Origin of the sequence: Desulfovibrio sp. UIB00 (assembly GCF_022508225.1) — a bacterium.
In the GTDB taxonomy this organism is placed as follows: Bacteria; Desulfobacterota; Desulfovibrionia; order Desulfovibrionales; family Desulfovibrionaceae; genus Desulfovibrio.
The window spans coordinates 106,199-132,448 of the sequence record NZ_JAETXJ010000003.1; the positions used below are offsets into that span (position 1 = coordinate 106,199).

At 55.1% G+C, this 26,250-nt stretch carries 19 protein-coding genes and 1 tRNA gene; 8 read left to right on the forward strand and 12 right to left on the reverse strand.

The features are described 5' to 3' along the window. The first annotated feature begins 66 nt into the window (after positions 1-66). The 8 genes from JMF94_RS06055 to JMF94_RS06090 all read left to right on the forward strand — a co-directional run bounded on the left by JMF94_RS06055 (position 67) and on the right by JMF94_RS06090 (position 7,531). Entirely contained in the window at positions 67-459 is a 393-nt protein-coding gene (locus tag JMF94_RS06055) for a DUF6573 family protein (RefSeq protein ID WP_240824280.1), read from the forward strand. 510 nt (positions 460-969) lie between these two features. Beyond that, the gene (locus JMF94_RS06060) at positions 970-1,998 is read left to right on the forward strand and encodes an AAA family ATPase (RefSeq protein ID WP_240824281.1); all 1,029 of its coding nucleotides are present in this window, start codon (positions 970-972) and stop codon (positions 1,996-1,998) included. Positions 1,999-2,598: 600 nt separating this feature from the next. Further along, on the forward strand, positions 2,599-3,012 hold the full coding sequence (locus tag JMF94_RS06065) for a hypothetical protein (protein ID WP_240824282.1): 414 nt from the start codon (positions 2,599-2,601) through the stop codon (positions 3,010-3,012). A gap of 236 nt (positions 3,013-3,248) precedes the next feature. After that, complete coding sequence (locus JMF94_RS06070; RefSeq protein WP_240824574.1) at positions 3,249-3,809, forward strand: tyrosine-type recombinase/integrase; 561 nt, start codon at positions 3,249-3,251, stop codon at positions 3,807-3,809. Between the two features lie 181 nt (positions 3,810-3,990). Beyond that, the gene (locus JMF94_RS06075; protein WP_240824283.1) at positions 3,991-5,094 is read left to right on the forward strand and encodes a site-specific integrase; all 1,104 of its coding nucleotides are present in this window, start codon (positions 3,991-3,993) and stop codon (positions 5,092-5,094) included. A gap of 512 nt (positions 5,095-5,606) precedes the next feature. Continuing rightward, positions 5,607-6,287: an outer membrane beta-barrel protein gene (locus tag JMF94_RS06080; protein ID WP_240824284.1), complete on the forward strand. Its 681-nt coding sequence runs from the start codon at positions 5,607-5,609 to the stop codon at positions 6,285-6,287. 164 nt (positions 6,288-6,451) lie between these two features. Beyond that, complete coding sequence (locus tag JMF94_RS06085) at positions 6,452-6,916, forward strand: DinB family protein (RefSeq protein ID WP_240824285.1); 465 nt, start codon at positions 6,452-6,454, stop codon at positions 6,914-6,916. A 150-nt stretch (positions 6,917-7,066) separates the two neighbouring features. Next, positions 7,067-7,531, forward strand: coding sequence for a hypothetical protein (locus JMF94_RS06090; RefSeq protein WP_240824286.1), 465 nt, complete (start codon positions 7,067-7,069; stop codon positions 7,529-7,531). A gap of 59 nt (positions 7,532-7,590) precedes the next feature. Here JMF94_RS06090 and JMF94_RS06095 read toward each other — a convergent pair. The 12 genes from JMF94_RS06095 to JMF94_RS06150 all read right to left on the reverse strand — a co-directional run bounded on the left by JMF94_RS06095 (position 7,591) and on the right by JMF94_RS06150 (position 26,186). Then, positions 7,591-7,667, reverse strand: a tRNA-Pro gene (locus tag JMF94_RS06095). Positions 7,668-7,721: 54 nt separating this feature from the next. Beyond that, positions 7,722-9,749 carry an alpha-amylase family glycosyl hydrolase gene (locus tag JMF94_RS06100; RefSeq protein WP_240824287.1) on the reverse strand — a complete coding sequence of 676 codons (2,028 nt, stop codon included), beginning with the start codon at positions 9,747-9,749 and terminating at the stop codon, positions 7,722-7,724. 116 nt (positions 9,750-9,865) lie between these two features. Continuing rightward, positions 9,866-10,771: an NAD(P)-dependent oxidoreductase gene (locus JMF94_RS06105; RefSeq protein ID WP_240824288.1), complete on the reverse strand. Its 906-nt coding sequence runs from the start codon at positions 10,769-10,771 to the stop codon at positions 9,866-9,868. Positions 10,772-10,788: 17 nt separating this feature from the next. Next, positions 10,789-12,504 (reverse strand): SUMF1/EgtB/PvdO family nonheme iron enzyme, encoded by a 1,716-nt coding sequence (locus JMF94_RS06110; protein WP_240824289.1) that lies wholly within the window; start codon positions 12,502-12,504, stop codon positions 10,789-10,791. After that, positions 12,494-13,753 (reverse strand): FtsX-like permease family protein, encoded by a 1,260-nt coding sequence (locus JMF94_RS06115; protein WP_240824290.1) that lies wholly within the window; start codon positions 13,751-13,753, stop codon positions 12,494-12,496. The genes JMF94_RS06110 and JMF94_RS06115 overlap by 11 nt, the downstream gene beginning before the upstream one ends. A gap of 2 nt (positions 13,754-13,755) precedes the next feature. Next, positions 13,756-14,571: an ABC transporter ATP-binding protein gene (locus JMF94_RS06120; protein ID WP_240824291.1), complete on the reverse strand. Its 816-nt coding sequence runs from the start codon at positions 14,569-14,571 to the stop codon at positions 13,756-13,758. Positions 14,572-14,769: 198 nt separating this feature from the next. After that, complete coding sequence (locus tag JMF94_RS06125; RefSeq protein WP_240824292.1) at positions 14,770-16,749, reverse strand: VWA domain-containing protein; 1,980 nt, start codon at positions 16,747-16,749, stop codon at positions 14,770-14,772. Positions 16,750-16,804: 55 nt separating this feature from the next. After that, entirely contained in the window at positions 16,805-17,902 is a 1,098-nt protein-coding gene (locus JMF94_RS06130; protein ID WP_240824293.1) for a sel1 repeat family protein, read from the reverse strand. A gap of 3 nt (positions 17,903-17,905) precedes the next feature. Continuing rightward, on the reverse strand, positions 17,906-20,515 hold the full coding sequence (locus tag JMF94_RS06135) for a virulence factor SrfC family protein (protein WP_240824294.1): 2,610 nt from the start codon (positions 20,513-20,515) through the stop codon (positions 17,906-17,908). Positions 20,516-20,542: 27 nt separating this feature from the next. Then, positions 20,543-23,689 carry a virulence factor SrfB gene (locus tag JMF94_RS06140; RefSeq protein ID WP_240824295.1) on the reverse strand — a complete coding sequence of 1,049 codons (3,147 nt, stop codon included), beginning with the start codon at positions 23,687-23,689 and terminating at the stop codon, positions 20,543-20,545. Positions 23,690-23,691: 2 nt separating this feature from the next. After that, entirely contained in the window at positions 23,692-25,053 is a 1,362-nt protein-coding gene (locus tag JMF94_RS06145; protein ID WP_240824296.1) for an SrfA family protein, read from the reverse strand. Next, positions 25,050-26,186: a serine protease gene (locus tag JMF94_RS06150; RefSeq protein WP_240824297.1), complete on the reverse strand. Its 1,137-nt coding sequence runs from the start codon at positions 26,184-26,186 to the stop codon at positions 25,050-25,052. The genes JMF94_RS06145 and JMF94_RS06150 overlap by 4 nt, the downstream gene beginning before the upstream one ends. Between the last annotated feature and the right edge of the window lie 64 nt (positions 26,187-26,250).

A 26,250-nucleotide genomic window follows, 5' to 3' on the forward strand; every position in this document is an offset into this window, starting at 1 on the left:
AATAAAATCGCTCTATTGAATATTTTCAGATAGATATGTGAATACAATCTATTTGGAGGTATTCTGATGGAATGTAATGATTGGAAATTGATTTGCTGTTACACAAGGAAACGAGCAATCGATGATGGAATCATGGTTGATGTATCAGATTTTGTTAGCGACTTTGGGTTTATTGTTCCAGTTGCAATAACAAATAACCTTTTCACACGGTATATTCAGCCAACAAATAAATTGGCTGAAGCTGGACAATCTTCAGAATCAAGAATGATTGATTTGCTCGTTGTTATGATGATAAAATTATTTCAACGACCAAATACAGAACAACTTTCATTCAATGTTAGCTTTGACATGGAATATGAAGAGAAGATTGAATCAAAGCTCGTTCAAATCTTAGCGGTAATCGGTCAAGGTGATGCTGGGGAACCAGTGCTGACAATAATGCTACCTGAAGACTTTTAGTTAAAAAAAATGGCCGGAATTAGTCCGGTCTTTTTTTGTGAATTAATAACTTAGCAACTTAATATGGTATGAGGCAGTGTTCATGGTGATTGAAAAGATGTTCAAGCGATGAAGCAACTGTATGAAGCGTGTATCAATGATCTTAAAAACTAACTGTAATAATTGACAAAATAAATCTGTCCGTTAATTTTGAGCTACGATTTCGAATGGATTTTGCCGTTAAAATCACATCACAAGGAGTTATTGATGAGAAATGCTGTCTGTTTTGTATTAGGTATGTCTAAGATGCTTACATTACATCATATTCCATGAACTTTGCTTAATCAGCGGTCCTATGCCGCATGATTAGCGAACTGTCTTCTTATTATTGCAACATGATGATTTTATTATATTTGTAAAGAAAGTTATTTTATTTAAGTATGTTATTTAGTCGTAGTTTAAAAGTATTCACAAAATTATTTTAATTACGGTGAGTTATGAAACAATACAGAATTTGCGAAGGTTTTAAACATGAGCATCGTACAGAACACACCTCAAGAGAATTCTAACTTTAAAGCACTGAGTTTAGAAACACTTTTAAAACAAAGCTACAACGTTGAATATCTGATTGATCAAATTCTTCCAAAAAATGAATCACTGTTAATTGTTGGAAAATGTGGATGCGGAAAATCAACTTTGGTGATGCAGATCGCTGTAGAGCTTTGCGACCCATCACATAACTTGTTCTTAGGTCTGTTGCCAATTTCACCAAGTCCACAACCTCGCAAAGTACTCATAATCCAAGCTGAGAACCATGGTGGAGGACTTTCGAAGCATTTTACCGAAATGCTTCAAGGACGGTCCATGGCATCGTGCCAATCGATTTTGACCGGAATCTATTTCATGAGCAACAAGCTCACAGGTAGGGCCAGCGGTGATTTGATGGCACCAGCGTTTTACGCAGAGGTTGAACGGCTTCTTGCAGCCGGGCACTACGATGTTGTTATTCTGGACCCTCTCGCGAGTTTCCATTCGAGCGAAGAATTCAATAATGAGCAGATGCGGCGCGTATTGGATAGGTTGCAAGCTCTCACTGAGAATTACCATGCAACGCTGATTGTGGTGCATCACGATGGTAAAAATCCCGCAAACTCTACTGGGGGTCGTGGTGCAAGCTCAATCGGAGATTGGGCCGCAAACGTGTGGCAGATTCGGAACAATAAAGGAAAGTTTGAGCTTGAGAATCTTAAAGCTAGGAATTCTGCAAGGTATCCATCAGTGATTAAGCTCGAGTTGAAAAATTCCATCTTTACTGCATCATCAGCAACATCTAATTCGTTACATGCAGACCTTGCATATGTTGTTAATGCTTTAAAAAATCTGAATGGACAAGCGAATTCAACTAGCGATTTGGTTAATGAAACGTCAAGGTTACTTAGAAATGATGGAAAAGCATCTTCACCGAGCATTGCAAGACCATTAATTGATAAAGCTGTAAATTCTGGATTAGTTACTGAAATTCATCCAGGAGGAAATAAGATTACGTTCAAATTGATTTAACAATAATAAATAGGTCTGTATCTTTTATGAATACACACTATTAGTTAACTATAAAAGGTACAGACCGTTATTAAAGTAAATTCCAGTTATATTTAAATTTCAGGTATATTTTAAAAAAAATTCAATAAAATCAGCATGTTTTGAATATGTAAATTTTGAAATTTACAAGCTGAAAAGTTATTGTAAGCTAATAAAATATTTGAATATTTTAAATTTCAAACTGCTATATATAATAATGGAATGCAAAAACATTCCAATTATTATTTTCTCTACACGCTCGATACTCACTGCATCACTGTACTTCATTTTCATTTCAAACACTTCATAGAGATATTTTTAGGAATACATATTAATGTGTTCAACAAAAGCATTGGTAAAACCTACTGGTTCTTTTGTTTACGGAGGTTTGTGTTGAATATTGCAATGCAATTATGGAAGCTACAATACCTAGTTAGAAATTCAAAGCTATTAAGGAAGATTGTGATTGAAACAATAGTTACAATTTTAAAAAGCAGAATTTAACCAAAGAGTGTGTACACACTCTTTTTTATCACTTGAATATAGATATTCTTCATAAAAATATGTCTTATGGAGAATGCTATGAGTAAGAAATCACCTGATTCACGTGTTGATAAAGTTAAGAAGCAGGAATCAAAGTATGATGCAAATGTGTTGCGGGATTTGATTCGGAACGGCAAAACCGCTTCGGAAATCATGCTGGCAATGGATATTGGTCACAAACAGATTTTGAAGCATCACGTTTTGAAACTGATCGCTACTGACAAGGAATTCTACGAAGTTCCGGGACTGTACGATAAGAACCGCCGTAAGGCCTTCGTAAACAGCCGTGGTGAAATCCGATTAAGGATGCCCAATATCGATTTCAAGGGAATGTCTCTTGAACCAGATACCGAATTTGATGTGGTGGTGGAAGATGATAAGATCATCCTGATTCGCATTGTAGCAGAACCGAAGCTAGATTCGTCCAAAATCCTCGCCGTGAGCGATTTGTAATCGCAAGGAGCCACTTCAGAAAATGGGGTGGCCTTTTAATTATAACAACGCTGATTTGTTAAAAAATGGAACGTCCGATTTGTACCAGAAACGGACATTCAAATGTTTGACGGGGTGAAATTAAATAAATTCAGCCTGTTATGTGGAGTTCCAAGGGAAACCCTATCCCTGTCCCCAAAATGAATGTCCAAATTCTTGGACTTTTCATAACGAAACGTAAATTGGAGTACATGATCATGAAGGTGCAGCCAATTACTGATCTGAAGGATATTAAGCGCATCAAGCGATTGTTGTCATCTAATCCGAGAAACTTGTTGCTATTTATAATGGGTATCAACGCAGGGTTACGAGTCCAAGATATTTTGGCATTGCGTGTGACTGATGTTGAATATGCTGTTGTTGGAGATCGTATAACTGTGATTGAAAGGAAGACAAAGAAAGAGAATGTGCTCATCATTAACCAGGAAATTTATGATGCCGTGCAACGGTATCTGGCCTTTCATAAGCAGCGTGTTCCGAGGGAGTTCCTGTTTAAGAGCCGGAAAGGTTGGAACTACCCACTGAGCACATATGCTGTAACCCATATGGTCCAGGGCTGGTGCGATGAAATCAATCTGGCCGGCAATTACGGTGCTCATACCCTTCGCAAGACGTGGTGTTACCAGCAACGAAAGCTCTATGGCGTGTCCTGGGAGTTACTCGCGAAAAGGATGAACCATTCCAACCCCGCAGTAACTCGCCGTTACCTTGGCATCCAAGCTGAGGAAGTGGAAGAAGTGTTGCTCAATGCTATCTAGCACAGCTTTAAAAAAATTTGAAAAAAAATTGTGTATGATGAAGTCGCACAACTGTAATGAGCTGTATGAAAAAGTGTCTGAGCAACTTAAAAAACATGTCGTTTGCTTAAAATAATAATGACGTGCTATCGGATATCAGCTCTACCAAAATAATGGTAGCAACTTCAACAGGAGATAATTGATGAGCGTACACCCACATAAAGATGGGCGCTGGATTTGCACGTATTATCCAAACGGCATACGGAAGGACAAGTCGTTTGGGCGCGGTCCTGATGCAAAATCTTCAGCAGACTTGTTTGATTTAGAAATGAAAAAACTTTACTCAAATAAAGGAACTCATTGCGAATCAGTCGTACCAGTACAAATCTCTGAGCCAATGAAACCTTTAAGCCAGATGACCTTTGGAGGACTGGTAGAAGAGTATCTTCAGCATAGTCGGGCGAATGGTTCCACAGAAAACCATTTAGACAGCATTTTGAGTGTCGCAAATGCGCTCTTTTACCCGGCATTTGGAAAGGAAAAGCTGATTGTAAGCTTCGATTATGGACACGACATCTTGCCGTTCATGACCAAGATCGCAAACGAGCCTTCTCAAAGGGGGAGTTGTCGTGCGACAGTAACCGTGAACAAGTACGGACACTTTCTCGTAGCTCTGTTCAACTACGCAATAGCGCGTGACTACATTTCAAACAACCCTATGCGCCTTTGGAAAAAAGCAAAGGTCAAAAAAAAGGACATACAGCTTACAATTGAAGATGCACAAAAGATTATGCATTGTGCTGCGCCTCACTTGAGATGGGCAATGGAAGTATGCTTTAATTTGGGGACACGCTCTGGTGAATCAGAATTACTTTCATTGAAATGGTCAGACGTAGACTACGAGAAAAAGATGGTCCATGTCTACGGCAGAAAGACAAAAACGGACCGGTTCATACCAGTCAGTGATGAGTTTCTTAAGAAGCTTGCAGAAAAGCAGGCTGTCGCCCGTACAGATCACATTGTTGAATTTCGAGGCAGACCAATTCGAATGATTCGTAATGCGTTCCGTCAGGCTGTGAGAAAAGCTCAAATTACATATCCTGTTCGCATGTATGATTTGAGACACCTTTTTGCGACCTCTCTCATCAGTGCAGGGGCCTCAATTGGGTCAGTTTCGAAGCTGATGGGTCATGCTCGAATCTCAACAACGGTCAATGTCTACTACCAGGTCAAGCAGGAGGAGCTGGAGCGCGCGATGAGCATTTTACCCAAGCTCGAAGTGAACGATGCTAAGACGGGCTCTTGAGGGCCAAAAACAACCAACCAGGATAGCGAATAGTTCGTTGTCCTGTTTTTTGCTGATTAAAAAACCATCAGTGGAAAAAATATTACTGTATAACAATGTTACGACAAAGCAAAACGCCAAAAACATGTTGGCGTATAATTGGCGTATAATTGGCGTTTAATATTAAATATGAACTGTTAATATATTAATAATAACCAATGTAATATTAGTATATAAGATTATCTGTGATGGGGTTCAAGGGGTCGAAGGTTCAAATCCTTTCATCCCGACCAGAGATTTAAAGGGAATTCATGGAAACATGAATTCCCTTTTCTCGTTTCTAACGGCTGTTTTTCCGCTTTCTATCGACAAAAAAACAGATTCCCCTGCCTGTAAGTATAAAAAATCCGTCTTTTTTACTTCATCAGGCATAATTTGTGCCAAAAACAGTTGCCTGACTGTTGTCGTCAAGAAAAAAAAGGAATATGCAGAAAACAAACCTGTTTTTTTTGGCAAAACCAAGGAGGGTCATCATGTTTAAGCGTCTCATGCTTGCATTTGTTCTGTCCCTGGCACTCGCAGCTCCTGCGGCTGCGGAAAACACCGGCGTTTATGGCGGCTTAAAATTTATTGATTCCATTCAAAGCACTGGCCCGTTCTCTTTGAGCGGGGATGTGAAGGGGCTTGGCGTTGGTCAGTATTCGCAAAACACCGTTGGGGGCGGTATTTTTGTGGGGTACGACTTTTACCCGCATTTTCAGGTGCCCATGCGCACAGAACTGGAATATGCCATACGCAGCAATATGACCAAGACCTGGGATCAGAAAGTAAATGGCGGCACGGCATCGTTCAAGGGCGAGTGGGGCGTGCAAACTCTGTTTGCCAACGCATATTGGGACTTCCACAACTCCACGGCCTTTACTCCTTACCTCGGCGGCGGCCTCGGCATGGGATTCATCAAGACCAAGTACACTGCGGATGTTGACGGCGATGGGGATTCCGGCAGCCTGACGCAGTATGATACCGTTTTTGCATGGAATCTCGGCGCGGGCTGTTCCTATGCCTTTACGGAAAACATCTCGGCAGATCTGGCCTACCGCTTTGTGGGGCTGGGCTATACCGACATCAGCAAGCGCGTTGACGACAACAAGGTTTCCATCGGCAATACTCCGTATGCCAATGAATTCAGCCTTGGCCTGCGTTTTACGTTCTAGGCATAGGAAAAGACAAACTGTCAGCTAGATTAGTGGGCCGGGGATTTCTCCGGCCCTTTTTTTATGTGTTGTTGCCGCAATAACCGCGCTTGTCTTCGGTTGACCACACCGATGGATAAAAATAATATAAAGTATCTTGTCGCAACCCTGTTACTGGAGATGTTATGGACCTGAAGAAAGGACAAAGCATAATTGATGTCTTTGATGCGCTGTTACAGTCTACAGATCCAGCCCTCGCGCATGTGCGGGTAGCGCCAGACGCATGGACGCTTACGGAAATTGTCGGCCATCTTGTGGATTCTGCTGCCAACAACCATCAGCGGTTTGCCCGCTTGATATCGGGCAACCTTGAACAGTTTCCCCCATATGACGCGGAAATATTTGTGACTGTTCAGCAGTATGACGGCTGTGATTTTGCAGAAATGGCAAAGTTCTGGCGGCAATATAACTGGATGCTCATGCACATAATGCGGGCAATACCAGCCACTGCCCTTGAGAATATGTGGCAGCGCCCGGATGGGGCAAAGTCGCTACGGACTCTTGTTGAAGGCTATTTTGAGCATATAGAGATGCACGCAGACCAGTATCGCGAGCGCATGCAGATGGTAACGACTCATATTTTTGGTTAGAAGCAGGAATTAGCGGTAAAATATCAAATTTTGCATCTGGTTCTAAAATTTAATAAAGTTCATGAAGGCATGAAGTTCATTACAATCGCAGACAGGAATGAACTGAGTTGAATATTCAAAAGCTCACTATTTTCCTTGCAGGTATTACCTATGATGAATCTGTCGGATTTTGGAATTCTTATTTCTGCTATAGGTGGTGTAATTGTTATATATGAAAAAGTTTTTGAAAAACGAGACAAATTTATCATTAAGTTTGATTCTTATCATCCAGAAATGGATGATAGAGATGCAATGTTTATAGTTAGTAAAAGCTTTCGACCTATCTCAATAAGAAACTATGGCTTTATAAAAGAGGATGGACAGTTGGAGTCAATCCCTTGGATTGGTGAATGCGCGTCAGAATGCGACAACTATGATATTGAAAGAAGAGGCACATTAGAGAATATGGAGTATAATCAAATTTGCGAAATTAAATGCCGCATAGCGGGGCGGCTTGTAGGTGCTTTTGCAATAGGATCTACTCAGAATTTTCCGAAACTAGCATTTGGGTGGGAGGTTAATCCTGTTAAAAGGTTATGGATTCGCTTAAAAATATATGGAGCTGCATTTGAATAACGGCTCCTCGCCACCAACGAAAAAAGGGAATTCATGTTTCCATGAATTCCCCCAAATTCTGGTCGGGATGAAAGGATTTGAACCTTCGACCCCTTGAACCCCATTCAAGTGCGCTCCCAGGCTGCGCTACATCCCGACGCGAAAAGAGTAACTACGCGGAACAGCACGGCCTGTCAACATTTTTGCAACATTATTTTGCATTTTTTAAGACTAATCCCACAAGCGGCGGAAGATACAGGGTGATGTCCCCCTCATACCGACCCGGCAGGGGAGCAGTAAAATGCTCTGTTGGCGGGCTTTTTACCGCCAGATTACCATGTCCGGCAAAGCGGATTTCGTCAGACGAAAGCAGCTCCGCATACTTGCCGGGGCTTACGGCAAAGCGCAGGCCTTTTTGCGCCTCAAGCTCATGAAAATTGAAGGCAAAGAGCAGTTGCCCGCGCTCAAAGGCAAGCAGTCGCTTTTCTTCATGTATAAAGCGGAACATGGGCGGCTGTGCAAAGTCCTCAAGGTGGCTTTGCACAAGGGCGAGCATCTGCCTGTCCCATGAGGCCAGGGAGTGATATTTCAGTCCCGGGTCGTCCGCCAGCCGCCATTGACGGTGCGCATTTTTTTCCGCATCCAGCCATTCGGGATGTCCGAACTCGCAACCCATAAAGTTCAGGTAGCCCGCATCTGCCGTTGCCAGTGTTATAAGCCGCATGAGCCGATAAAAGGCCAACCCGCGCGATATGTTCCAGCTCTCGGCCTTGTTGCCCATATGACCGTACATGGCATCGCCCAGCAACCGCCAGATCATGGCATCGCTGCCGTTGATGTGCTGGTCGTGGCATTCCACATAGCTGATGGTGCGGTCGTAGGGCCGATGGTTGGTCATTTCATACCACAGGCTGCCCATGTCGCGCGGCTCTTCAATGCACTTTGCCCAGTAATCGGGAATCCCCATGGCGAAGCGGTAATCAAAACCAAGGCCGCCTTGCTCCGGCGGGCAGGTCAGCCCCGGCATGCCGGAAAATTCTTCGGCAATGGTCATAGCTGATGTAGTAAGCTCATGCGTGAGGGCATTGGCAAGGTTGAGATACAGTTCCCCGTTCACATCTGCGCGGGGCAGGCCGTTTTTGCCGTAAAAGCAGCGCCCCACATGAGAAAAATCGTCATCTTCGCCAAAATCCGCATAAAGCATGTTGCCCACGGCATCAAAGCGGAAGCCGTCCACGCGGAATTCTTCCAGCCAGTAGCGGCAGTTGGAGAGCAGAAAACGCCGCGTTGCCTCCTGGCTGAAATCAAAGGATGGCGTTCCCCACTGGTTTTGTTGCTCGGTAAAAAAATACCTGCTCCCATCGTACTGCGCCAGCCCTTGCTCCGTATTGGCGCTGGCGTGGCCGTGGGGCACATCAAGTATAACCGCCAGCCCCAGGCCGTGCGCGGTGTCCACAAGCTCCTTGAAGCCGTCCGGTGTGCCATAACGCGACGACGGCGCAAAATAGCTGCTCACCTGATAGCCGAATGATTTGTACAGCGGGTGCTCCAGTATGCCCATGAGCTGCACCGCCGTATAGCCGCAAGCCTTGATACGGGGCAGTATGTCGCGGCAAAAATCCGCATAGCTGCCCACGCTGTTGCCCTTGTGCGCCTGCGCGGATTGCGCCATGCCCACATGGGCCTCGTAAATACGGGGAAAGGCCTGCCGGGCAGGGCGGCGATGTTTGAAGCGGTAAGGTTCATCCGGCAGCCACAGGCGGGCGCACCATTGCTCCGGCACTGTCGCGTTCTGTTCCACCCAGTTGGCAAAGGCTGGTATGCGCTTGAGGGCCTTGCCGGGGTGCTGCGCGTCCTGCGCTTGCGCGGGAACCAGCCGCAACTCCACGTAGGTGCCGTGTTGCAGGGTATCGCCGGGCAGTTCCAGCTCAAAAATGCCGTCTGCACAGCGCTCAAAACGGTATTTGGCGTGGCGCTGAAAGTTCAGTTTGTCAGTGGTGAGCCACAGGCTTTCGGCATTGGGCATGTATTCGCGCCAGCGCCATATGCTGCCTGCGGGTGTTGTGAGGCGGTGAGCGCCAAAGGTGAGGTGCTGACCAGCGTAGGCGCGCAACGAGCCGTGATGGGTGCGTATGCGCTCAATTTCTGCCATATAGGCATGGGTGCGGCGTTGAATGAAGGGGCGGTACTGCTCCAGGGCTGGGTCATCCAACGGACTGCCGGGAGAAGCGGAAGGCATGGCGGATCTCCTGATTATGGTTGCCCGAAAGCGGCGGGCGCAGGCTCGTCATGCATTGCCCGTCCGACCCGAGAGCCGGACGGGCACAAGGGCCATTGCTGGCCCGGAAGCGTCAGTTATTTGCAGCAGGCGCGCCAATCCTTGGCCGAAAGTTCGGCAAGGCATTCCACCAGAGCCTGAGTGCCCTTGCTGCCCTGGCCCTTGGCCTGCATGATGCGGTAAAGCTGGTCAGCCAGGGTGATGCCGGGCAGCACAAGCTTCATGCGGCGGCATTCGTCAAGGCAGAGGCCCAGATCCTTGATGAAGTGGTCGATGAAGAAGCCGGGGGCAAAGTCGCCCTTGAGCATGCGGCGGCCAAGGGTGTTCATGGCAAAGCTGCCGCCGGAACCCGCAACAACAAGCTCCATCCACTTGGCAACATCAAGGCCTGCTTCCTGCGCAAAGAGGAAGGATTCGCAGGTGCTGATCATCACGCCAGCAATGGCGGCCTGATTGGCAAGCTTGCCCTTCTGACCAAAGCCCGCGCCGCCGCAGTGCAGAATGTTGGTGCCCATCTTGTTGAAGCAGGGCAGTACACGCTCGTAAGCCGCGTTGTCGCCGCCCACAAAGATGGAGAGCTTGGCATCGCGCGCGCCCACGTCGCCGCCGGTAACAGGGGCGTCCAGCGATTCGCAGCCCTGCTTTTTGGCAGCAGCGGCAATGCGTTCAGCCAGCACGGGGCTGGAGGTGCTCATGTCGCACACAATGCCGCCAGCGGCCAGGCCGCGCAGCACGCCGTTTTCGCCCAGCGTCACTTCTTCCACATCGTGGGGATAGCCCACAATGGTAAAGACCACGTCAGAGGCTTCGGCCACGGCGCGGGGGGTGTCGGCCCACTTGGCGCCCTTGGCGAGCAGGGGTTCGGCCTTGGCCTTGGTGCGGTTATATACGGTCAGCGGCCAGCCGGCTGCCTGAAGGTGCCCAGCCATCGAAAGGCCCATAACACCCGTGCCAATCCAGCCAATACGCATTTTGTCAGCCATTGATTCTCTCCTTTTGTCTACTGAAAACGGCGTTCAAGGATTGCTTTCTGCATGGCCTCGCGCGAAACGGTTTTGTTTTTGCGCACCGCGTCCACGTGGAGCCGATACAGTTCAAGGTTTCGATGCATGTTCTCATTGAAGGGGTCATTGCCGCTGAAATCCTTTGCAAGGGATGCATCTGCGGCAGCAAGAACTTCGGGAGCAAGCAACGCGCTTTCTTCTACCTTGCTGCGGTAAAAGGTGAGGGACTTTTCAATGCTCGTATCAAGCATCACAAGGCCCCGGTTGGCAGTATCCAATATCTGCTTGAGCTTTTCAAGGGCCGCACCCTTGGCGGAAGCCTTTTCACGCTCCATACTTTCAATTTGCGTTTTCAAACTGTTACGTCTGCTGGAGTAATTTCTTAGGGTTTCGATCATATATACGCCGGTACGCAGCAGCGATTGCGCTTCAAGCTGCTTCTGGCGTTCCAGCATGATATTGTTTTCCTTGATGGTATTGCGCAGATCCTGAAGATTCTTGCGGGAGGCCTCATCCGGCGCGGCAGCCAGCAGGCGGTCGAGTTCATCAAGGGGATTACGGGCGGTCTGACCGTCCTGCGCCAGCGGGGCCAGTTTCTCGCCAGCCTTGTTCCATTCGGCGGTCAGTTCCTGCGGGCGCCCACCGCCGGGGGTGTTGATACCCGATATTACGGGGCGAAAGCCCAGATCGCGGGCGTGCGCTGGGCCGTCTGTGAGAAAGAAGGGCATTTCTTCCCTGCGGCCCGGCAGAATCTCCGCATCGCCGGAGAGGAAGGAGCCGCCCTTGCGCACAAAGCCGCCAGCAGAGCCGTGCAAACGGCCAGCCATTGAAAAGCGAAAGGCATCCAGCACCATTTCCGCCGCATTGCCGGCGGTGTCATAAATACCAAGAGGATTGGGCTTGCGCGAGCCTATGTTTGCCATGCCCTCGGCCCGTGCGCCCTGTTCCGGCCTGTAAACGGCGTAGTCGGCCTTGCTCTCGCCGGTGGGCAGGGCGAAAAAATCCTCCTGCAACAGCAGCTGGCTGCCAGCAGTCTGCCCGCCGCGCGCGGCGTATTCCCATTCCGTTTCTGTGGGCAGGCGCACAAAGCCAACGTTGCGCTGGTCGCCTGCAAAGCGCGGCAGCGAATCTGGCGCGTTCTGCAAAAGCCATGTGGTGTAACGGCGGGTAAAGTCCACGGCATCGTACCAGCTCATGTCCGTAGCGGGATGGGCAGCCTCCGCGCCGGGATTTGCCGTATCCGGACAGGCATTGTCCATCACGGCATGCCATTGCAGGTTGCTCACTTCGTATTTTGCCACAAGATAAAAGTAGTTCTGCCCCTGCGGAGCCTGTTTGCGCCAGGCGGTGGGCAGGTCTTCAAGCGTAAAAGCGCCGGAAAGCGCGGTGTTGTAGCGCCGGTCGTAAAAGGCCCTGTCCTGATGGGCGCTGTCGTCCACACCGGGGCGCATGGGCATATCCCACAGCAGGCCCTTGGCGGGCACGGCCACCAGCTTGAAAACCATGCTCAGACCGCAGGGCATGGGCAGGATGATGTCGTTATCCGCCGGTTTAGGATTATAGGCGTCAGCCGTGCTCACATCGGCCTTGCGGGCCAGAGCCGCCAGAGCGGATTGCGAGGCGCAGGGGGCAAAAAGCAGGGCGCAGCACACAGCGGCGGCAAAGCTCCATTGCAAGGGCGCGAGATTGCGGATGCGCAGATCAGATTTCACGGATAACCTCCGAGGGTTCAACGCGGGCAGCTCTCAAGGCTGGGGCAAGGGCGGCCAGCAGGGCAAGCCCGGAAACTGCGGCAAAGGCCAGCGCAAAATGCTCCGGCAGCAGGAGACATACCTGCTCCATGCCGGTAACGCTGGCGCTGAAAAGCTTGTTGATGGCAAAGGCCGCCACCCCGTACACCCCGGAGGCCAGAGCCGTACCCGCAAGGGCTGTAAGCAGGGACTGCGCCAGAGGAAAGACCATCAGCTTGCCAGTGGTAAAGCCATGAAGCCGCAGCAGGCCGAGGATGCGCTCCTTGCGCTTGATTCCAGCCAGTACGCTGCTGGCGGTGGAGGCCAGAAAGCCAATGGCCGTTGCCGCGCAGATGAGGGCAAATATCAGATTGAGGGCGCGGGCAAGTGCCGTAACCTGCTCGATTTCTTCCGCATGGGTGTACACATCAAGCTTTTGGGCGGCAAAGGCTTCCCGCAGTTGCATCACATGGTCAAGGCTGCGGGCGTACAGGCGGAATCCGGGGTAAACGCGCTCGCCCTGCGGGCGGGGTTCGCCTGTCCAGCCGTTCTGCGCGCCCAGTTCGGGCACAGCGCGGCCATCACGGTAGTCTTCCGTAGCTTCCATAAGAGGCAGCGGCACGTAGGCCACATCCTTCTGCTGAGCCGCCAGAGGCAGCACTGCCGCCACGCGCAGGGCCACGCGGGCAGTCTGCACCTTGCCCTGAAAGCGCCGTTCAACCTTTCCATTAAGGGTGTCGCCCTGCTTGAGGTGCAGCTTTTCCGCCGCTGAGGAAGACAGGGTTACGCCAACGGCTTCTGTATCTGGCATTTGCGGCATGGTCGGCACCCCAGCGCCAAAGCGCAGCAACAGGGGGTCGCCCTCTGCGGTCGGCTCCAGCGAGGCCACCAACACAGAGCGAGCATCGCCATTGCCCGCGCTCAGATCCATGGTGGCGGCAATGGAGCGAGTGCGTGGCAGCACAAAGGCCACATCTGGATGGGCTGCCAGTTTGGCAAGATATTCAGGCGTGTATCTGCCGCTTATGACAGGCGAAATCTCAAGATTGCGGGGATCGTTACGCAAGCGCTCGGTGAGGGTTTGCACCACGCCAAATTTTACGCCGTAGAGCACCAGCAGGGGAGTAAGCACTGCTGCCAGCCCAAGCACGGCGCAGGCCGAGAGCAAAAATTCGTGCCAGTAGTCCTTGCAGGCCAGCCGCAGCATGGTTGTCCAGGTATTCGCCGCCATGGTCAGGCCGCCCTCCCTGTCCAGTGGAGAATAGACGCGGTGCCGCCCTTGTCCTGCTCCACGCGTACCGGCGCGAGCACAAAGCCAGCCTGACGCGCCTGCTCAAGGTTGTGCGTGACCATGACCACAGTGATGCTTAACTGGCGCGCCAATTCACCAAAAAGCCGCAGCACGTTGGCCGCATGGCCGGGATCAAGCGCGGCAGTGGGTTCGTCCGCCAGCACGACAGATGGCCCGTGCGCCAGCGCCGAGGCTATGGCGACCCGCTGGCGTTCACCTACGGAGAGCGTTGCCGGGTAATGCCCCAGCAAGTGCCCGATGCCAAGCCGATCAACAATGGTAGTGATGGCCTCCTGACGCTTGGCAAGGGTGCCAAGGCTCTTGCAGCGAAGCACAATATTTTCCCGCGCGCTTAAAAATGGCAGCAGGCCGCCTGTTTGCAGCACATAGCCAAGATGGTGCAGGCGCAGCAGGGCCAGAGCGTCGGTGCCGCCACTACGCCACGCAGCCAGAATATCCGTGGAGGCCCCGGCCTGCGGGCTGAACGCAAAACTGGCGGCGGCACTGGCGGGATGGGGCAGGTTGCCTTGCTTCGCCTCGGTCGGCTTATGTGGCAGGGCAAAACCCTCGGGTGTCATATCCGGGCTGAGGGCACAGGCCAGCATATCCAGCGCGGTGCTTTTGCCGCAACCGCTGGGGCCAACAAGAGCCAGCAGACTGCCACGCGGGACGTCAAGCTGCTCTATGCGCAGGCGAAAGCCTTCGTCTCCGGGCCGGGTTTTGCCAATATTGCGCAGGCTGAAAACCATGTCGGACATTAAAACTCCAAGCATTGCGGCGGGCCGCAGACTTTTGCTGTTGCCCGTCTGCGGCCCCATTGCGTGCCCGTTTGGGCCAAGACCATGAAAAATTCTGTTTCCTGCCTGGGGAAGGGAGCCTTTTATCAAGGGCGTGTACGCTTCTGGTACTCAACCTGAATAAAAAGGCTATCTGGCGCAGGCAGGGGACACAAAGACCTAGGGGAGCATGCTCAGCGGCACACGGTAAACCCAGTCGCCGGGGTTGGCCTGACCGAAGCTTTCCCAGTTGGCGCGGTCGCGGTCATATTCCTCATAGCGGGCAAGCCGGGATTTGAGGCGGTTGATAAAGGCCGTCTGCTCGCCCACGCTCATGCGGTACCAGTCTTCCTCGCGCAGCAGCATGACGTCGCTCTTGTAGGGCAGACCGTCCAGAAATTCGGAAAGCACGCCAAGTTCGGCCAGATTCTTGCCCTGCGAGGGCATGTTGGGATCGCGGGCCATACGGGTGGAGGCAGAAAGCACACCCTGGAAAAAGTCGCGCGCGTCAGTCTTCTTGGTGCGCTCGGCATTGTCGATGATGGCTTTGAGCTGGGCGCTCAGGTCGTTGAGCTGGTTCTTGGTCAGCAGCACGGCCACGTCAACGCAAGGGGTCTGCCTGCTCTTGGCAAGCTGGTTCAGATCCATATCTGCAATCCATGAATTTACCACGGAAGGCGCGGCATTTTCACGCGCCTTGCCGAGGTATTCAAGCTGCATGGCATAGCCGAGGGTCGCGGCCAGATTGGCGGCCTGATCCTCCGCTGAAGCCGTCTGCGGCTTCTCGTCCTTGGGCTTGGTCATGATCTTGCCTTCGGCGGTGTTCTTGACCATATCGAGCATGCCGGTTGCCAGAGTCTTGGTGATGGCGGCAAACTGCTCCGCACCCTTGGCGGGCGTGGGTGCAGACACAACCAGATAGTTGGAGCGGTTGCCAGAAAGCTTGCTCAGCGCGCGGTAGCTCTGCTCCGCATAGGCGTGGTTGGCGTTGCCGCCGGGGCTTTTGAGATGCAGGGCGGTAATCCAGATGCCCTTTTGGCGGGCAAAGTCGTTGACTTCGCTCGGGCCCATGGCCACAGAGGCGAACTTGTCGCCGCCCTTGAGCGGGCCAGCATCGGTGATCAGCAGGATAAGGCGCGAGGAATAGTCGCCCCAGTTCAGGCCTTCCACGGCCTTGTACACGCCAGCCAGCGAATCCTCGTTGAAGTCGTGGCTGGAAACCTTGGCTTCCTGCACTTTTGAAAGCTTGTCTTCAAGGCTTTTGCGGTCTTTTGCCGTGGCAAAATCGCTCACAACCTCGGTGGTGTATTCCAGACCGGGCGTAGCCTTGGTGCTGCTGCGAAAGGCCACAACGGCAAAGCCCACGTTGTCGGTCATGTGATCTTTTTCAATCTTGTCGTATATCTGCCGAACCACGTTCAGGCTCTGGTCGATATAGGGCTTCATGGAAATGGTGGTGTCGATGACAAGGGCAATACCGGTCTTGGGCGGGCCGTTCTTGCCGTCTTTGTTCTTGCCGTTGCCGGGGTCAATGGAGGCCACCCGCAGAAACTTGACGCCGTCAAAGGGGTCTTTCATGTCCAGTATGGGCATGAGATAAAAGCGCTTTTCAGACACCGCGCCCTGCGCGTCCGCAGGTTCGCTGGCAAGGATGGGCATGGTTTCCGGCGCGGGCTGGTTGCTCTGCCGCAGGCTTGCTGCCTGCGCTTCAAGGGCATCGAGCCTTTTTTCCATGTCTGGAGCGGAACACAGCTCGTTCAGGCCGGTTTCCGTCTTGAAAAACAGCACAGGATCGCGCCCGGTGCGCGGCGTAAACAGCAGGGTGAGCGACTGGTTCCAGTCCGTAGCCTTGGCGGCTTCCATCCAGCCCTCGGGCTGCGCGGTGGAAGCACCAACCTGAATGTACGCGTCCTTGCGGTCATAGACGTACATAACCGTAAAGGGCACCACGCTTTTGCGCACCACGGCGCCATCGGCCTTTGGCTCGGCCAGCAGGGCCGCGCCGGGATGGCTGACCACCCGCTGGAACAGCGTTTTTTTGCCCTGCTGCAACAGGGGCGCGGCAGAAGCGGTGGAAACAGTGCCAGCAAGGCAGACGCCAAGGCCCAGCACCAGCAGGGCTACAAGGCAGCAACGGCGAAACAGGGGCATGCAGTGCATAGTGAACTCCTCGCGGAATACAGCAATTCCAGGTCAAACTGCTCGGGGGCCGCGTTTATTGCCAGTTTTGCAGCAGGGAGCGCGCCTCGGCATCCCCCTTGGCCTCAAGGGCGCGGGCGTGTTCCTTCAGCGTGTCCAGTGCCGCCTTGGCCTGAGGCTGGCCCTTTTGCAGGGCCTGATCATACCAGCGCTTGGCCTGCGTGAGGTCGGCGGGGATGCTGCCGCGCGGCAGGGTGCTTGCGGGGTCGTAAAACTGACCCACGAGGAACATGGCTTCGGCGTCGCCTTTCTGCGCCGCGTCTTCCAGCAGCAAAAATGCGGCGTCGCTTTCTTCCGGCTTGGCGTCGGCCTTGCGCAAGGGCTTTGCCATGGCAAGGCTCACGTCGGGCAGTGCCTGCCCGCGCAACTGCTCCCGCGCCGAGGCCAGGGGAGAAAGCGGCTGCTTGGCGGCATCCGTACCTTGCTGTCCGGCGTCTGCGGGCTTGGGCTGGGCCTGATCAGCGCTTTGGGGCTTGTTCGCATTCTGCGTCTGCTCAGGAGGCGTAGGCAGGGGGGCTTTTTCCGGCTCGCGCAGCAGGAACCACCACGCGGCAACGCCTGCGGCAATGGCTGCAAGCACCAGCAGGACCAAAAGCCCGGCCTTGCTGCCGGATTTGCCTTCTTCCTTGCTTGCCATTTCAAGTGGGGCTTCCTGCTGCTGGGGCGCTTGCGGCTCCTCAAAAGCCAGAGGCGGCTCCGGCGATTCCAGCACTGGTTCCGGCTCCGGTTCGGGAGCGGGCGGCGCGACAGGCGGGAGAGTTTGCGGAGCGCCAGCGCCCATGCCATGCCCGCCCGCGATGTTGGAATATACGAGCGATTTTACGGCAAGGGCGCAGCTGCCCACGCCGCGCAGGCTGATACGGTAGGCATCGAGGTTGTCCACCTCGTCCACCACCGCAGGGCCAACGGCCAGCCGCAGGCTACCTCCGTCATTATCCCAGGCATCGGGGGTGAGAAGGGTTTCGCTCTCCTGCCAGCCACGGGGGCCAAGGCATTTGCCGTCAGATGCCCGCAGCAGTGTAAAGCCGGGTTCGCTCACATCGCCTGCGTCAAATATCTCGATGATTCCGTTGCCGGGGCCGCGCCCGGTATCGGCTGAAATGCTGGCGCGCATGGTTTATCCTTTGAAGGCCTGCAAAAGTTCGCGCAGGCGGTTGTTCTGTTCAGGGTTGACGCTCTGCTGACCGTCAAAATCCACATTGGCCATAACGCTGTATGCCATGGCGCGCAGCCAGTCGGTATACCACAGGCGGTCATAGGGCGATTCTTCCTCGCCGATGCGGGGTTCGCCCCTGATTTCCTGCGGCGGATTAAACAGTGCCACGCTTTTGCCGCCAAAAACAACGGTACGCCGCGTCTGATCCTTGAAGCGTGGGTCAAAGCCCCACCAGTCCACAAAGGCGTTGATGGCATCCGCAGCAAGGCTCACCTGCTTCCACATGAGTCGTTCGCGGGCCATGTTGCTGAATGCCGAAGAACGGCGCAGCTCAGCCTCCAGATTTTCGCGCAGCTTGCAGCGCGCTGCGGCCTGCACAAGCTCATGGCAGAACTGGTCAAGTTCCTTGGCGGGCAGGCCAAGCTGGCCCCTGACTTCCACATCGTTGCAGAGGTCGCGCAGCCGCCCTGTCCAGTGATCCATGACCATTCCGGCAAAAACCTGGGCGCTGTCCTTTGCTTCCGCATCGGCGGCGTCTGCCGCTGGCGCTTGCATTGGGGCGTCGTCGCCAAAAATGTCGCCCAGAATGTCGTTGGCGGAAACACGCGCTCCTACAACCTGGGCAGGCGCTGCGTTCTGCCCTTCATCCGGGCTTTGGCGGGCGTTGAGGCAGATTTCGTAGAGGTCAAAATCGCGCACCTGAAGGCGGCGCAAAAATTCGCCGAAGAGCTGCTTTTCCGCAACCTTGGCCATCTGCGAAACCAGCAGGCGCGAGAGCTGCTCCTTTTGCCTGCGCAGTTCTTCCCTGTCGTCCGTGCGGTAGAAGGGCGCAAGCCCGGTGCGCAGACGCTCGCATTTTTCGGCAAGGCTGCCGCTGATCTGCTGCCGCTTGAGTTCGGGATTGCACAGGGGCCGCAGGCTCTGGCGCAGCAGGCCAACGCCGCCGTCGTTGAGCGTCATGGCAGCCTGCCAGGCCCGTTCCGGGTCAGCCACATGCTTCTGCACCAGTGGCGATTGCATAAAGGACTGACGCACTTCTTCCACAAAGGCCTGTTGTTCCTGCCGGATGCCGGTTTCACGCCTGTCGGCGTAATCGAAAATGGCTTCGCACAAGAAGTTGGGATTGCGCAGCAAAAAGACATTATTGAAGGGGTGCGTGCCGTCCCAGTTTTGCGGCCAGTCGTGCACCTGGCCGAAAAAGTTCACCAGCGAGGATTCCAGCCGGGTTGTCCAGCGGGTTTCCACAGAGGGCGATCCGGCCTTTTTTTCAAACTCCATGTCCATCTTGGTGAGCACAAAAAAGAGCGCTGGCGCTTTGCTGGCGCGCATTTCCGGCGTTTCGCCGTGGGTGGAGCATATCCATTCATACACGGCCTGCGGCAGATCCTGCACTTCCTGGGTGCTGGGTCCGATGCAGAGCAGCATGCTGGTGAGCTCTTTTTCTTCGCGGTAGCGCTCAAAAAGATAGGCCACCTTGCCGCGCAAAAAGAGTTCCTTGAGCATGTCCTTACGGCTGTCCAGCGCAGCGCGCAGATCGCTGAACTTGTAGCGCGCGCGGTATCCGGGAAAGTCCAGCAGGTCGGTGTGGTCAAAGAAATCGTCCGGCTTTTCACGCATGTAGATGGTGATTTCGGCCGTGAGGGCCGTCACCAGGGCGCGCGGCAGGTCCGCCTTGCGGCCCTCAGCGCCCACAAGGGTCAGCATGTCTGTGGGCGGTTCGTTGAGGCCCTGCAACCGCGCCACGTCAATAATGCTGTTGCTGCGGGGTATGAGCGCGTCAATGGCGCAGCATGCCTCGGCAGCGTTGCCGAGCTGGCGCAAGGCCGCGCCAAGCTGAATATACACTGCCTGAAATTCCGGCACGCTGTCCCAGATCAGGCCCACAAGGCGGGCGCGGTCTTCCAGCTCCAGACGGGGGGCCAGTTCCATGGCCCGCACCCAGTAACCGTTCTGGAGCATCTGCACTCTGGGGCGCGAAATGAAGTTTTTATTCACATAATCGCGCAGCTCTTCCACATCGTCCAAACTCATGCCGCCGGGCACGGGCGCAGACTGGGCGCGGCCTTGCAGGCTCTCCAGCTCCCTGGCGAGAGCCTCGGCATTGGGTGCGTCCTTGTGGTCGCAGTCCGCATAGTACGTATTGGCGAGCACACGGGCCACGTCAGTTTCCGAAAGCAGACGCAGGCGGATGGGGTAGGCCTCGGTAACGCCCTCGGGCGGCGTGGTGGTAAAGCGCGTGACAAGCCCCGTGGATTCCTTGCCGCCCTCTGGGTTGATATCCTTGATGAAGTTGAAGGTCTGACCGCAAAAATCGGCCAGAAGCACCTTGTCCGCATCGCTGGCAAGGGCCGAGATAAGGTAGGACTTGCCCGATTGGCTGGGGCCAAACACACCCACGCACATCTTGCGGCGGGCCGCCTGCTCGCACTTGCCGAAAAAGCGGGCCGCATGGCGCAGATCCTTTTGCAGGGCCGCGCGCTCGTTGCCCACAAGCTCGGCATTGTCCTGAAGCCATGCCCCTGCGGAACGGGAAGTTTCCGCCAGTTCGCGGCAGTGCCGCGCTAAATCCATATCCTGCTGCTGCATAACCATCCTCAATTATCCGGCGTCGGTGACAATGCCCGTATCCAGCCAGTAGCCTTCGTCCAGTTTCAGGGTTTGCAGGCGGATTTCAAGATCGCGGCGGTCAACGCTGCGCTCCTGGCAATCCACGATGGAATCAATGCGGAACTCGCCCTCGCTGCGGCGATCCTTGTCCGTCTCGCTGCGGATATCTTCCTCATCCAGGGCATCGGCAACGCTCAGGCTGACCTCAACCCGGTAGGGCAGTCGGCCCGAAGCACGGGAGCGGGCTTCCTCCGTGGCAAAGGTCAGCAGATGGTAGCGGGTGGTGGGCCAGCGTTCGGCATCCAGCTGTCTGTAGCCGATGGAAAGCGGCCCGCTGAAGGCCACGGCCCGGGTTTTGTCCGTACCGTCCTTGCTGTCCACATCCACGGTAAACCAGACCTTGGGGCTCTTGAGCTGGCTGTTTATGTCCATCTCGCCGATATAGCGCGCGGTGGACGTAAGCTTGAGCGCGCCGGAATCAAAGGAAAAGCCTTCCAGATGCCCATCGGCCAGCGCACAGAGGATGGCCCCCACCACAACCGTGGTTTTGGGGTCGGTGATGCGGCCCTGCGCATCGGCAAAGGGATACCACGAGCCTGCGTGATAGCGCCGCATGGGAATGATCCTGTCTGGCGGCACGGGCAGCTTGGCAAGCACTGTGGCGATAACGCCGTTCCACGAACTGGGCCGCCCGGTGAGCAGCAGCACATCGCAATCGTACATGTGCACCACTTCGCACAGGGCGGAAAGCGTCGAACCAAGCGTGCTGCGGATGGTTTCTTCCACTGCGGCCTGATTGACGCTGATGGGCACATCAAGGATGTTAAAGTTCTGGATGAAGGATGCGGAACGCCGCACCATTGCCTTAACATCCCGAAGGGTTGCAGGCTGGGGGCGTGGGGCCAGTGCTGCCGGGCTGAAGCGGGGCGAATCCGCTGCGGGCTTTGCCGCAGATGGTGCGGCGTCCGCCGCCGTATCTGCAGCATCAGCCGTTTCTTCACTGCCCACAGGGTCAGGCTCAAAAAAGTCGCCCAGCGTACAGTTAAAGACACTACCGCGCAGATCGGGATTTTCGCAGGTTGCCAGCAGCCCGAGGGCAACGGGCACGGCAATCTGTCGCACCAGCCGCACACGGGTATTGCGGTCTTCCTGCGACATGCCGATGGAATCGCGCCCAAAAAGCTGCCCCAAAAGCGACCTCGGCTCTGCAAGCCCTTCGCGCGCCAGCGCCTGACCAATGGCCGGGATCACATGGTTGGCCACCACCTCGCGCAGCACTTCATCGCCCGCGATATTAAAGCCGTCCCTGAATTCCGTATGCGGCTTGATGCGCGCGGTGTCGCCCTCGCCGCTGGCAAGCTCAAAAGTGGTGATGGAAAGGTCGGTTGTGCCGCCGCCAATATCAATGGAAGCCATGCGGATGCACGGATGGTTGCCGCAGGCCTCGCGCGGTTTGCCCATGAGGCGGAACAGATGGTGCGCGTCGCCGTGCTGTTTGACGGCAAGCTCGTTGTAGAGCAGCACAAGCTGCGAGCAACTGGCTTCGTCCCAGTCGCAGCGCACCTGCGGGCTTTGGCGGTAATCGCCCGTGAGGCTACGGGTTTGCAGGCGGGGCGCATACCACTGGCTCCAGCCAAGAGCGTCCCACACCACGCGCACGGCCCACGTGACCCAGCGGCGAAAAATGCGCTTCTCCGCAACGGGCATGGCCGTAGGCACCGTAAAGATGAGCCTTCTGAGCCTGCGGGGCAGGTTGGGCAGTTCACGGCGTGCGCGCGTGGCTGGCGAATTGATGGTCACAAGGGCTTGGGTCAGAATTTCGCCCAGCATGAAGAGCATGAGCGACGAGCGCGTAAACAGCGATTCAAAAATCGGCTCAGGCTGCTGTTTTTGCAGGGCAGGGCTCTTTTTGAACATGGGGTCGTCAAAGCACGAAAGCGGCGTGCCCTGCGGGTTCAACTGGCGCGGAAACAGCCCCCGGCTGACCATGGGTTCAGACTTGCCGCCAGTGTTGTAGCGCCAGCTCTGCTGCCAGGGGCGCTCGTCCCAGAGGTAACGCTTGGGGCTGGACATGCCTGTCGTGCCCTCGGCGCACACGGCCTGCGTGGCAAGGCGGGCGGCTTCCGGCCCGATGCGCACGGCAGAAGGCCAGGCAAAGGCCGGAGTCTGGCGGCCCGAGCGGCGCGAAAGCGCATCGTTGCCAAAGGCCGCATCCACAAATTCCACACGCGTTTCAAAGGGGTCGGAATAGATGTGTTCCGGCTGGCTCAGGTCGCGCAGTTCAAGCAGGTAGCTGTCGTTGAGGTTGGTGATGCGCTGGGGCAGGGTTTCCACCAAGATGCCCGTGGTGCGTGAATTGCCGATATCCAGCACCAGATCAACATCCACAGGGGTGTCGCGGTCGGGATTGATGACCTGAGCCGCCAGATCGTTGAGCGCAAGGCGCACAACGTCAAGCCATGTGAGGTAGGAGGCCAGATGCTCCAGCACGTAGGGGTAACCATCGTGCCATGCGCCACGCCCCCGGTGTTGCGACTGCTTCCACGCATCGTAGAGGCCGTGGAGCCATTCATCCACCCAGGCCGCGTTGAGAAACCACGAATTGTCGCGCACAAGGTGAGCCAGCATAAAATGCCCGTGGGCCGTCACATCCTGCGGAGAAAGCGCATGGTACTGCTCGCCCTGAGCGGGGCGGTCTTCCACATTTGTGTCAAACATGAGCACCACGCGGAGCTGGCCGGGGTGCCTCTCTGACCGCATGACCCGCGCCCGCGCCCAGTTGGAGGGGCCACATTCAAAGCGCTTGCCGCCGTCCGGCCAGGGCTGGTCGAGCGTGCGCAAAAAGGGAATGGGCAGCCAGTGCCCTTCCCAGGCATCCAGCGCGCGCCGGGCTTCGATGCTGTAGTCCTCATCGCAGGGCAGCCCGCTCAACTGGTCGATAAAGCCGTTTTCCGTTTCTGTCAGGCAGCGCAAATAGTGGGTGTAGCGCGTCTGCTCGTCGGATTCTTTCTTTTTTTCTTCGCGAAAATACCGCCGCAGTCGTTTGACGGCATCTTCGGGCATGGAGAAATCAAGAAACTGCGGGCAGCCGCCGGGAATAATGCTGACCGGCGAAAGGTAACGGGGTATGACATCCATCATTATTTCCTTTTGAAACGGGCGTCCCACTTGAGATTGGCCCCGCCAAGCTCTTTGCCCTTGCACTGGGTGGTGTTTTCCTGTCCGGTACATTCAACCTTTTGCGGAACATAGGTGCCGCCACGCGGGCAACGGGCCTGACTGGAATCAAACTGCAACTGGTTGCCCTGAAAGCGCGCCGAAGCCGAACCGCTGCACACCTGACCGTTGCGCTCACGCACAAGACGGCGGCCCTTGCCGCTCTTGTCAAAGCAGTATTCTGCAATGATCGGCTCGTTGGAGGGGTGCGAATACAGGCCGGTTTCGCTTGTCCAGCAGCCCTCAAGGAAGCTCAGGTCGTTCTTTTTGGCCGCGTCTTCGGGAATGGCAAGGTTGTCATTCTTTTTGGGCGCGGGCTTGGGCGGCTCCTGCGGTTTGGGTTCTTCCTTGGGCAGGGGCTTGGGTTCCTGTTTGGGTTCAGGCTTTGGCTTGGGCTTGGGAGCTTCCGCCACCTTGGGCGGCTCCACGGGCGTTTCGCCAAGGAAGGGCTCCACCACTTCCGGGTCGGGCTTGGGTTCTTCCTTCTTTTCCTCAACCTTGGGGGGCGTTGGCGTTACCGGAGGTGCAACAGGCTTGCACAGGGCCGCGCGCTCCTGCAACTGACGCCACAGGAGAGCCAGCTGATCTTCGTTGGCGGCGGCCTTTTGCTTTTCGGCCTCCAGAGCGCTGCGGTCAACGGGCATGCAGCCCGAAGGCAGGGGAGAAGGCAAAAGCCCCAGCGCCGCGCCCAAAAGCCAGAGCAGGAGCAGCAAGAGCAGGAGAGGCAGCAGCCACGGCAGGCACCCGCTGCGGGGAGGCACTGCCACGGGGACAGCAGCCACAGGCGCAGGCGGCGGGGGAGGCGGCAGCGCACCGCCAAGCCGGGTGAGGTCCTGCGGTTGCGCGCCAACACTGCCGGGGGCAAAACCCCAGTTAATGAGAACGGGGCGGCCATCCACAGACCAGATATCTTTGTCCTCCGGGTGTTGCAGGGCAAGCCGCAGCAACTGGCCTGAAAGGGCCTGCCGCGCCTGCGCGTCTGCTGTGAGATCGCTGGACAATCCGGCAATATCAGAGGCCAACGTGCCCGCACGGGCGCGCAGGGCCTGCGCATCCTGCTCCGAAAGTTCCGCAAGGGGAACCGCCGGGCCATTGCCTTCGGCATACCAGTCAACGCTGTTGCCCTCGGCATTGTGCTGTGGCTCGGCGAGCAGGGCGGCATGATCCGGCCCGAGCTTTTGCAGCAGGATGGATTTCAACTGTTCATAGCAGTCGGTGGCAAAGATGCCCTGACTGGCAAGCGCACGCATCTGACCGCGCAAACTGACCGCAATGCGGGTACTCATGGCTTGCCTCCGGCGGATTCACTGCTCTGGGCCATGGTGACGGGAACGCCCGCCGAGCGCAAAAACGCTGCCAGGCTTGTGCTGACAATGGCGAGGCTGGATTGCCTGTAGGAAGCATCGTCCAATTTGATAAAGGTGTTGATGCCCACCACATCACCCTTGTCGTTGACAAGCGGCCCGCCGCTGTTGCCCTGCGAAACTGTGGCCGTGTGCACAATAAGCGGCGGCTTGCGCTCAAGAATAACGCTCACAACGCCCTCGGTATACACCACTTCGGGCGCAGCGGCTTCATCGCCCTTGAGCAGGGCCGCAAATTTGGGATCGTCAGTGGTGACGGCGCCGGGGAAGCCCCACGCGCTCACGCGTTCGGTCCGGCTCACGCCCGGCGCGAACTTGAGCGGCACAACACCAGAAGCGCCGTTAACGCCAAGCACGGCAAAATCCTGTCCGTTGTCGTGGGTTACCTGACGTACGCTTGCCTCAAAGGGTCTGCCCAGGGCTTTGTTCACAACGACCGCCTGAGTGGCGTTACCCACCACATGGGCATTGGTAACCACGTAGCCCGGGGCCACAAAAAAGCCGGACCCCATGGAAAGGCCCTCTTCCCGCATGGCAAGCACAAGCACTGTGCCCTGTTCCATCAGCTCGGAAACATTCTTGGGCGTCTGCTGTTGCATGGGCGCGGGCGGCACCTGCGTTTTGGCGTCTGCCGTGGGCGGCAGGGTGGCTGCATCCGCGCGGGCAGAGCCTGGATTCGCAGCGCCAGAGCCTGAACCCAAAGGAGGCCACATGACACCCGCAGGCGGGGTGATGAGTCCAAGCCCCTGCTTTACTTCGCAAGGCTCCTTGGCAAGCAGGGCGCGCAATTGCTGCATGAATGTTTCAAGCGCCGCGTTGTGTTCGCGCCACTGCTCCGTTTGAGCGGCAACGGCAGCCTTGGAAGCCTCGGCCTGCTGCCATTCTTTCCAGAACAGCCATGCGGCCAGCAGCAAAAGCCCCAGAAACAACAGCACACCCCAGAAAAGAGGGCGGCGATACCAGGGCAGGACAACCGCAGCAGCAGGCGCGGTACCTTCGGCAGGCGCGGCGCTTGACGGTGTTTCAGGCGGTACGGGGTGTTGGCTTTCGTTCATCTATGGCTCCGCGCGGTATATGCGGCGCAGTAAAAAGCCGCGCAACCGCCATAAAAATAGCGGC

Bases quoted from the DNA above. Each gene is read 5' to 3' on its own strand.
- JMF94_RS06055 (WP_240824280.1), top strand. From the start codon at position 67: ATGGAATGTAATGATTGGAAATTGATTTGCTGTTACACAAGGAAACGA.
- JMF94_RS06060 (WP_240824281.1), top strand. From the start codon at position 970: ATGAGCATCGTACAGAACACACCTCAAGAGAATTCTAACTTTAAAGCA.
- JMF94_RS06065 (WP_240824282.1), top strand. From the start codon at position 2,599: ATGAGTAAGAAATCACCTGATTCACGTGTTGATAAAGTTAAGAAGCAG.
- JMF94_RS06070 (WP_240824574.1), top strand. From the start codon at position 3,249: ATGAAGGTGCAGCCAATTACTGATCTGAAGGATATTAAGCGCATCAAG.
- JMF94_RS06075 (WP_240824283.1), top strand. From the start codon at position 3,991: ATGAGCGTACACCCACATAAAGATGGGCGCTGGATTTGCACGTATTAT.
- JMF94_RS06080 (WP_240824284.1), top strand. From the start codon at position 5,607: ATGTTTAAGCGTCTCATGCTTGCATTTGTTCTGTCCCTGGCACTCGCA.
- JMF94_RS06085 (WP_240824285.1), top strand. From the start codon at position 6,452: ATGGACCTGAAGAAAGGACAAAGCATAATTGATGTCTTTGATGCGCTG.
- JMF94_RS06090 (WP_240824286.1), top strand. From the start codon at position 7,067: ATGATGAATCTGTCGGATTTTGGAATTCTTATTTCTGCTATAGGTGGT.
- JMF94_RS06100 (WP_240824287.1), bottom strand. From the start codon at position 9,749: ATGCCTTCCGCTTCTCCCGGCAGTCCGTTGGATGACCCAGCCCTGGAG.
- JMF94_RS06105 (WP_240824288.1), bottom strand. From the start codon at position 10,771: ATGGCTGACAAAATGCGTATTGGCTGGATTGGCACGGGTGTTATGGGC.
- JMF94_RS06115 (WP_240824290.1), bottom strand. From the start codon at position 13,753: ATGGCGGCGAATACCTGGACAACCATGCTGCGGCTGGCCTGCAAGGAC.
- JMF94_RS06120 (WP_240824291.1), bottom strand. From the start codon at position 14,571: ATGTCCGACATGGTTTTCAGCCTGCGCAATATTGGCAAAACCCGGCCC.
- JMF94_RS06125 (WP_240824292.1), bottom strand. From the start codon at position 16,749: ATGCACTGCATGCCCCTGTTTCGCCGTTGCTGCCTTGTAGCCCTGCTG.
- JMF94_RS06130 (WP_240824293.1), bottom strand. From the start codon at position 17,902: ATGCGCGCCAGCATTTCAGCCGATACCGGGCGCGGCCCCGGCAACGGA.
- JMF94_RS06135 (WP_240824294.1), bottom strand. From the start codon at position 20,515: ATGGATTTAGCGCGGCACTGCCGCGAACTGGCGGAAACTTCCCGTTCC.
- JMF94_RS06140 (WP_240824295.1), bottom strand. From the start codon at position 23,689: ATGGATGTCATACCCCGTTACCTTTCGCCGGTCAGCATTATTCCCGGC.
- JMF94_RS06145 (WP_240824296.1), bottom strand. From the start codon at position 25,053: ATGAGTACCCGCATTGCGGTCAGTTTGCGCGGTCAGATGCGTGCGCTT.
- JMF94_RS06150 (WP_240824297.1), bottom strand. From the start codon at position 26,186: ATGAACGAAAGCCAACACCCCGTACCGCCTGAAACACCGTCAAGCGCC.